A 9009-nucleotide genomic window follows, 5' to 3' on the forward strand; every position below is an offset into this window, starting at 1 on the left:
GGACCCGCCGACCTATATCATCCGCCATCAGGGTGAGCCGACCATCATGCTCAGCCCCGTCATGCAGGGGGGCTGGGATGGCCTCGCGCTCGGGGATGCGCTTGAGGAAAAGATCGCAGAAATCAGAAGCACGCTGCCGCTTGGTGTCGAACTTGCCAAGGTGACAGATCAGTCGGTGAATATCAGCTCGGCGGTTGACGAGTTCATGGTGAAGTTTGCCATGGCGCTTGGCGTGGTGCTGCTGGTGAGCCTGCTCAGCCTTGGCTGGCGTGTCGGCATTGTCGTGGCGGCGGCGGTGCCGCTCACGCTTGCGGTCGTATTTCTCATCATGCTGGAGACAGGGCGGTTCTTTGACCGGATCACGCTCGGGGCGCTTATCCTTTCGCTGGGGCTTCTTGTGGATGATGCCATCATCGCCATTGAGGTGATGGTGGTGCGGATGGAAGAGGGTGTGGACCGCATTGCGGCTGCCGCCTATGCGTGGAGCCATACGGCAGCGCCCATGCTCTCAGGAACGCTGGTGACCATTGCGGGTTTTCTGCCGGTCGGCTTTGCGCCGTCATCGGCGGGCGAATATGCGGGCAATATTTTCTGGGTCGTCGGCTTCGCGCTGATAGTGTCGTGGATCGTGGCGGTTGTTTTCACGCCCTATCTCGGTGTCAAGCTGCTGCCGGAAATCCAGCCGGTCGAAGGCGGGCTTCACGCGATTTACGATACCCCCACCTACACGCGCTTGCGCCGTCTCATCACGCTTGCCGTGCGAAACAAGTTTCGGACCTGCGCCATTGTGGTGTGTGCCTTTGTCGTTTCGGTGATCGGCATGGGCTTCGTGAAGCAGCAGTTCTTCCCGACATCTGATCGCCCCGAGGTGCTCGCAGAAATTCGTATGCCGGAAGGCAGCAGCATCAGCGCGACGACAGAGGCGGTGAAAAAGATCGAATCCTGGCTCAGCGAGCAGCCGGAAGCCAAGATTGTTTCCAGCTATATCGGACAGGGCGCGCCGCGCTTCTTTTTCTCCATGGCGCCGGAACTGCCTGACCCTGCTTTCGCCAAGATCGTCATCATGACCTCTGACCCGGAATCACGGGAAGCGTTGAAGCATCGGTTCCGGCTTGCCGTGTCCAACGGGCTTGCGTCGGAAGCCTATGTGCGGGTGACGCAGCTTGTGCTTGGCCCGCCCACACCTTTCCCGGTGGAGTTTCGGGTGATGGGGCCGGACCCGGTGAAGCTCGCGGCGATTTCAGAAGAGGCGCTTGGCATCATGCGCGGGCTGGAAGATGTGCGGAATGCCAATCGGGACTGGGGCAATCGCACGCCCGTCCTGCGCTTCGTTCCTGACATTGATCGCCTGAACCTGATCGGGCTGTCGCCTGCGGAAGTGAGCCAGCAGCTTCAGTTCCTTCTCACCGGCATTCCCGTGACGGATGTGCGTGAGGACATCCGCAATGTGCCGGTCGTGCTTAGAAGCGCGGGGGAAGAGCGCCTTGATCCGGCGCGGCTTGCTGATTTCTCGCTGGTGAGCCGCGATGGCCGGCGGATACCGCTGGACCAGATCGGCCGGGCGGAAATCCATCTGGAAGAACCGATCCTGAAGCGGCGTGACCGCGTTCCCGTCATCACCATCCGATCGGAAATCAGCGAAGGCAGCCAACCGCCCGAAGTCTCGATGCAGGTGATGAAGGCGCTCGAACCGCTGATTGCCTCCCTGCCTCCGGGCTATCGCATCGAGACAGGCGGCTCGATTGAAGAGTCGAGCAAGGCCAATGCCGCGTTGAGCAAGGTATTTCCTGCAATGATAGCTGTGACGCTCATCATCATCATGTTGCAGGTGAGATCCTTCTCGACCATGACGATGGTCATTCTCACAGCGCCGCTCGGCCTTGTGGGGGCGGTGCCTGCGCTGCTTATTTTCAATCAGCCTTTCGGCTTCAATGCCATTCTCGGGCTGATCGGTCTTTCCGGCATTCTGATGCGCAACACACTGATCCTCACGCAGCAGATCAAGGATAATCAGGCGGCGGGCCTTGACGATTATCATGCGGTGATCGAGGCGACTGTGCAGCGAGCAAGGCCCGTGGCGCTGACGGCACTTGCGGCGGTGCTTGCCTTCATTCCGCTGACATTCTCCGTCATGTGGGGCTCCATGGCCTTCACGCTGATTGGCGGCACGGCAGTGGGCACGGCGCTGATCCTGCTCTTCCTGCCCGCACTTTATGCTGCGTGGTTCAGGATTCAGCCGAGCGAGGACGATACGGCGGATGCATTTGCGAAGCTGCGACCGGATATGGCGCCGGAGGGCAGGGCCGGGGGCTGAGACGCGGGGTCGCGGCAGGCAGCTTGCTCATGTAGCCTTGGGTGATGTTGCGCATTATCGAAGCACTTTCCGCAGCCGGTGATCCGGCCAAGGCCAATGAAGATGCGTTTGGCCATACTATCTCCCATGCCTGGGTGATCGATGGCGCGACCGATGTGGCGGACGGGCCGCTGATCGGCAGCGGGACAGGCGCGTATTGGCTGGCGCATCGGGCAAGCGCGCTCTTTGCGGAGAATGCGGTGCGGCATGGTGCCGATCTCCGTGCCCTTGTGCAGGAAACGATCGAGACACTGGCACGCCGCTTCACGCAGGAGCGACTGCGCGTGTCGACCGGGCGGTATGAATGGCCGAGTGCGGCGATGATGTTGCTGCATGCCGGGCGCGAGATGCTTTCGATCGCCAATTTTGCTGATTGCGGGCTGGTGCTGCTTGAGGATGGGGCCGCGACACCCCAAATCTTCGGCATGGCGCACCAGTCGCGCGAGACGGAAGCCATGAGCCGCACGAGCGAGCTTCTTCGCGTGCTCCGGCCCGGTGAGCGGCCTTTCGACAATGGTGATGTGATGGCCTATCTGCGGGCCGCGCGCAGCCGGCAGAACCGGCCTGACGGCTACTGGATTCTCGGCATAGAGCCGGAAGCGGCGCTTCACATGCGGCATTGGAAGGTGCCGCTCGACCGGCCCTATACCGGGCTTCTTTTCAGCGACGGCTTCGGCTCACTCGTTTTCGATTATCACCGGCTTGATGCAGCGACTTTCGTCCGCCGGGCGGCGATGGGTGGGCTTGCGACGATCCTGGCCGAGATACGCCATATCGAGGAAGTGGAGGATCCCGCGGGGCATTTCTGGCCGCGTTTCAAGCGCCATGACGATGCGACGGCACTGCTCTTCCGGGCGGAACCGCGCAGCCGCTGAAAAGCCCGCGCCCCCGCACAATTTTCTCTTTTATTTCAGCGGGTTACGGAGCGCGGGGGAATGCGTTAGAAGTTGCCGGGAGGCGGGCAAACTGCTAAGGTAGAATACGGTAATCGAGAGGGATTCGGAAGCAACCGAATTGCCTCTTTTTCATTCCTTCAGGGAGCTGCGAGAGGCGCGATATACGCCTGCCGCGCAGCCACCCGCAGAGCCAGATAAACCCTTGTCCGATACGCAAGACAACGACAATCCGGGTAACGAACAAGGCCCGGGCGACGATACCGCCATGGATGGCGTGAACGGCGGGGGCACAACGCCGCCAGCCGGTTCCTCATCGGAGGGGCCGCCGCCAGAGCGTGACGTCTCGCCAATGTCCATCGAAGAGGAGATGCGCACCTCCTATCTCGATTACGCGATGAGCGTGATCGTGAGTCGTGCGCTTCCCGATGCACGGGACGGGCTGAAGCCGGTTCATCGCCGCATTCTCTTCTCGATGAATGAGAACGGCTATGACTGGAACAAGCCCTATCGGAAGTCGGCCCGCGTGGTCGGTGATGTGATCGGTAAGTATCACCCGCATGGCGACCAGTCGATCTATGACGCGCTTGTGCGCATGGCGCAGGATTTTTCCATGCGCCTGCCGCTTCTGGACGGGCAGGGCAATTTTGGCTCCGTAGATGGCGATCCGCCCGCCGCGATGCGTTACACCGAAGTGCGCATGGCAAAGGCCGCTCATGCGCTGCTCAAGGACATCGACAAGGATACGATCGATTTCAAGGACAACTATGACGGCTCTGAGAAAGAGCCTGTTGTCCTTCCGGCCGAAGTGCCGAACCTTCTTGTCAATGGCGCGAACGGCATTGCCGTTGGCATGGCCACCAATATTCCGCCCCACAATCTGGGCGAAGTGATCGATGCGTGTATCGCGCTGATCGACAATCCCGATATTTCCATTGAAGAGCTGATCGAGCATGTGCCTGCGCCGGACTTTCCGACAGGTGGCATTATGCTCGGCCGTCAAGGCGCGCGTTCTGCCTATCACACGGGGCGCGGATCGGTCGTGGTGCGGGGTCGCGTCGAAATAGAGGAGATACGCAAGGATCGTCACGCCATCGTCATCACCGAGATTCCCTACCAGGTGAACAAGGCGTCGATGGTGGAGAAGATTGCCGAGCTGGTGCGCGAGAAGCGTATCGAAGGCATTGCCGATCTGCGCGATGAATCCGACCGTAACGGCATGCGTGTGGTGGTGGAACTGCGCCGCGATGCCGTGCCGGATGTGGTGCTGAACCAGCTTTATCGCTTCTCGCCGCTCCAGACGAGTTTCGGATGTAACATGCTCGCGCTCGATCACGGGCGGCCGGAACTGATGAACCTCAAGCAGTTCCTCGAAATCTTTGTCGATTTCCGCGAGGAAGTAATCTCGCGGCGGACGAAGTTCGAGCTGAACAAGGCGCGGGACCGCGCGCATGTGCTGGTGGGCCTTGCCATTGCGGTTGCGAATATTGATGAGGTCATCCGCCTTATCCGCACGGCCCCCGACCCTGCAGCGGCGCGCGAAGCGCTGATGGCGCGTGACTGGCCCGCACAAGACATTGCGCCGCTTGTGGCGCTGATCGACGATCCGCGTCACCGGCTTGCCGAAGACGGTACGATCCGTATGTCGGAAGAGCAGGCACGCGCGATCCTTGATCTTCGCCTGCAGCGCCTGACAGCGCTTGGCCGCGATGAAATCGGCGACGAACTGAAGGGGCTTGGCGAGAAGATCGAGGACTATCTCGATATTCTGCGCTCCCGAGAGCGTGTGCTTGGCATCATGCGCGACGAGCTGACGGCAATCAAAAACGAGTTTGCAACGCCGCGCCGGACCGAGCTTGCGGAAGCGGAAGGCGAGTTCGAGGATGAGGACCTTATCCAGCGTGAGGATATGGTCGTCACCGTCAGCCATCACGGTTACATCAAGCGCGTGCCGCTCTCGACCTATCGGGCGCAGCGGCGCGGCGGCAAGGGCCGTTCGGGCATGTCCACAAAGGAAGAGGATTTTGTTACACGCCTCTTCGTGGCGAATACGCATACGCCCGTGCTGTTCTTCTCTTCGACCGGCATGGTTTACAAGCTGAAGGTCTGGCGTCTGCCGCAATCGACGCCGCAGGCGCGCGGCAAGGCCATGATCAACATTCTCCCGCTGCAGCAGGGCGAGTTCATTACCACCGTGATGCCGCTGCCGGAGGATGAAGAGAGCTGGGACGGCCTCCATGTCATGTTCGCAACGCGGAATGGCCATGTGCGCCGGAACAAGCTGTCCGATTTCGTGCAGATCAACCGTAATGGCAAGATTGCCATGAAGTTTGAAGGCGATGATGCGGATGACGCAATCATCGGCGTTCAGATTTGCACTGAGGAAGATGATGTGCTGCTGACCACGGCTGTTGGCCGCTGCATCCGCTTCCCCGTCACTGATGTGCGCGTTTTCTCGGGCCGCAGCTCGACCGGTGTGCGCGGTATCCGCCTTGATGAAGGCGACAGGCTGATCGGCATGAGCATTCTCCGCCATGTGGATGTGACGCCTGCCGAAGCGCGCGCCTATCTGAAACAGGCAGCCGCGATGCGCCGGGCCGCCTCGGGTGACGCTGAAGAGGCAGAGGCCGAGGTCATGGAGATAGAGGACGGCGAAGAGGAAGCGGGAGACGATCTCGCGCTTTCAGCCGAACGCTATGCGGAGCTTGGTGCGCGGGAGCAGTTCGTGCTGACCGTCAGCGAGAGAGGCTTCGGCAAGAGGTCCTCCTCCTACGACTACCGGACTTCCGGGCGCGGCGGCAAGGGCATCATCGCCATGGCCGTCACGCCGCGGAATGGCGAACTCGTTGCCTCCTTCCCGGTGGAAGATGATGACCAGATCATGCTTGTCACCGATCAGGGGCAGCTTATTCGCTGCCCGGTGGATGATGTACGCGCCGCTGGCCGCGCGACGCAGGGCGTCACCATTTTCCGCACGGCCCCGAATGAGCGTGTTGTCTCCGTCGAACGCGTCGAAGACACAGGCGAAGACGAAGAATAAGGCAAAGCAGAAGAGGGCGGCTCATGGCGCGCATCGGTCTTTATTCCGGCACTTTCGATCCGATGACGAATGGCCATCTGGACGTTATCAAGCGGGCGTTGAAACTTGTTGATCATCTGATCGTTGCCATTGGCATCAACGCGACGAAAACGCCGCTTCTCTCGCTTGAGCAGCGGTTTGCGCTGATCGAAAAGGAAGCGGCACCCACGGCAAAGAAGCTTGGTGCGAAGATTTCGACCGTTTCGTTTTCCGGCCTCGTTGTCGATGCGGCGGATGAGCATGGTGCGACGATCATCATTCGGGGTTTGCGGGGCGCGGGTGATTTTGAATACGAGAACCAGATGGTTGGCATGAACCGCATCATGAATCCGAAGGTGGAGACGGTGTTTCTTGCCGCTTCACCTGAGACGCAGTTCATTTCTTCCACTCTTGTTCGTCAGATCGCGAGCATGGGCGGCGATATCACGCCTTTCGTTCCGGCTTCCGTTAAAAAGACCGTTCTGGCCGCCGTGGCGAAGCAGCAAAAGGGCCGCTAGGGCTCGACCAAAGGAGTTTATGACATGCGTGGAATCAAGGGCGCTTTCCTCGCGCTTCTGGCCCTGGTGGGAATTTCGGGAGCGGCGTTTGCGGCAGACCCGGAGAATACGATTTATCTCGACCTGAAAGACGGGCGCGTGGTGATCGAGCTTCTGCCGGATATTGCGCCGGGCCATGCGACGCGCATCAAGGAGCTTTCCCGCGAAGGTTTTTATGATGGCATCATCTTCCATCGCGTGATCCCCGGCTTCATGGCTCAGACGGGCGACCCCACGGGGACGGGTATGGGCGGTTCGTTCAAGCCGGACCTTAAGCGCGAGTTCACCTTCAAGGAAAGCTTCACGCGCGGTTCGGTCGGCATGGCGCGTTCTTCCAACAAGGACAGCGCGAACAGCCAGTTCTTCATCGTGACGGAAGATTCAACCTTTCTGGATGGGGACTACACGCTGTTTGGCCGTGTGACATCGGGCATGGAGTTTGTCGATAACATTGCGCAGGGCGAACCGCCTGCGAACCCGGACAAGATTGTGAAAATGCAGGTGGCGGCGGACGCCGATTGAAGGAATCGAGAAACACATGACAGAAATCAAAGATCCCGAAAACACGCTCATCATGGAAATCCCCCACGGGAAAGTCGTGATCGAGATGCGTCCTGATCTCGCGCCGAAGCATGTGTCGCGGATCAAGGAACTTGCGCGCGAAGGCTTTTATGACGGCGTGGCTTTCCACCGCGTGATCGATGGCTTCATGGCGCAGGGCGGCGACCCCACGGGCACCGGCGCTGGCGGCTCCGGCAAGAAGCTGCCCGCCGAATTTTCCGCCGAGCCGCATGTGCGCGGCGTCTGCTCCATGGCGCGTACGCAGGATCCGAACAGCGCGGACAGCCAGTTCTTCATCTGCTTCGGCGATGCGACCTTTCTGGATCGGCAATACACGGTCTGGGGCAAGGTCATTTCCGGCATGGAAGCTGTGGACAAGATCAAGCGCGGCGAGCCGGTGAGGGAACCGGATCGCATTGTGAGCATGCGCGTGGCAGCGGACGCAACGGCCTGAGCTGTCGGTTCTTGCGAGAAGCGTGATTGCCTGACGATCAGGCGGAGCGTGATGTATGCGCCGCCGGATCGCTCTGCGGAACAAGCCCATGGGGTCGCCCAAAGCGATGCCCGTGGGCTTTGCATTGAAGTGAACGGAGCCTGATGCGCGTTTCCGATTTCGATTTCGAACTGCCGGAAGAACTGATCGCGCTGCGCCCGGCGCGGCCGCGTGATACCGCGCGGATGCTCGTTATCGGGCCGGAGGAAAACGCGCTGGAAGACCGGATCGTGCGTGACCTGCCGGGCTTCCTGCGCGAAGGAGACATGCTGGTCTTCAATGATACGAAGGTGATCCCGGCTCGTCTTTTTGGTGTGCGCCGGCGGGGAGAGGCCGTGGCGCGCATCGAGGTCATGCTGCATATGCGCGTAGGCGCCGATGAGTGGCGTGCCTTTCTGCGGCCTGCAAAGAAGCTCATGCTCGGCGAGGTGATAGAGTTTGCAGGCGGGTTGTCGGCGCGGGTTGAGGAGAAGGCGGAAGGGGGCGAGGCAGGGCTGCGCTTCTCCTGCGGCGGCGCGGCGCTTGATGCCGCGATAGCATCAGCAGGCGAAATGCCGCTGCCGCCCTATATCGCGCGGAAGCGGGCGGCCGACAGCGATGATCTTGCCGATTATCAGACGCTCCATGCCGCCGAGCCTGGCGCTGTGGCAGCACCAACAGCGGGGCTTCATTTCACGCCGGAGCTGATGACGGCTCTCGAAGCGCGCGGCATCGGCACGACACGTCTCACGCTTCATGTCGGGGCGGGCACGTTTCTTCCCGTCACGGTGGATGAAACCGAGGATCACAAGATGCATGCTGAACGGGGCGAGGTCTCGCCGCAGGAAGCAGCTGCCATCAACGAGGCGCGGGCGCGCGGCGGACGCATCGTTGCGGTGGGCACTACAAGTGCGCGGCTTCTTGAAAGCGCGACAGATGAAGCGGGCATGGTACATCCATTTTCGGATGAGACACGCATCTTCATCACACCCGGCTATCGGTTTCGTGCGGTGGATATATTGATGACGAATTTTCACCTACCGCGTTCGACGCTCTTTATGCTTGTCTCGGCGCTTCGCTCCACCTCGGAAATGAAACGCGCCTATGCCCATGCC

7 protein-coding genes are annotated in these 9009 nt (G+C 60.6%); all 7 read left to right on the forward strand.

All coding sequences use genetic code 11. From position 1 onward, the window contains the following. A partial coding sequence (locus WBF74_RS07135; RefSeq protein WP_424437336.1) for an efflux RND transporter permease subunit occupies window positions 1–2314 on the forward strand: 2314 nt, incomplete at its 5' end. 44 nt (window positions 2315–2358) lie between these two features. Further along, window positions 2359–3228, forward strand: coding sequence for a hypothetical protein (locus WBF74_RS07140; RefSeq protein WP_424437339.1), 870 nt, complete (start codon window positions 2359–2361; stop codon window positions 3226–3228). 370 nt (window positions 3229–3598) lie between these two features. After that, a complete protein-coding gene (gyrA, locus tag WBF74_RS07145; protein WP_424437354.1) occupies window positions 3599–6286 on the forward strand; it encodes a DNA gyrase subunit A in 2688 nt (895 codons plus the stop codon). A 23-nt stretch (window positions 6287–6309) separates the two neighbouring features. After that, window positions 6310–6822, forward strand: a complete 513-nt coding sequence (coaD, locus tag WBF74_RS07150) for a pantetheine-phosphate adenylyltransferase (protein ID WP_424437342.1) — start codon at window positions 6310–6312, stop codon at window positions 6820–6822. A 24-nt stretch (window positions 6823–6846) separates the two neighbouring features. Continuing rightward, the gene (locus WBF74_RS07155) at window positions 6847–7383 is read left to right on the forward strand and encodes a peptidylprolyl isomerase (RefSeq protein WP_424437345.1); all 537 of its coding nucleotides are present in this window, start codon (window positions 6847–6849) and stop codon (window positions 7381–7383) included. A gap of 16 nt (window positions 7384–7399) precedes the next feature. Further along, on the forward strand, window positions 7400–7876 hold the full coding sequence (locus WBF74_RS07160; protein WP_424437348.1) for a peptidylprolyl isomerase: 477 nt from the start codon (window positions 7400–7402) through the stop codon (window positions 7874–7876). 143 nt (window positions 7877–8019) lie between these two features. Beyond that, window positions 8020–9009: tRNA preQ1(34) S-adenosylmethionine ribosyltransferase-isomerase QueA (gene queA / locus WBF74_RS07165; RefSeq protein WP_424437351.1), on the forward strand; the 990-nt coding region annotated here is incomplete at its 3' end.

This window comes from Parvibaculum sp. (genome assembly GCF_049672805.1).
Lineage (GTDB): Bacteria > Pseudomonadota > Alphaproteobacteria > Parvibaculales > Parvibaculaceae > Parvibaculum.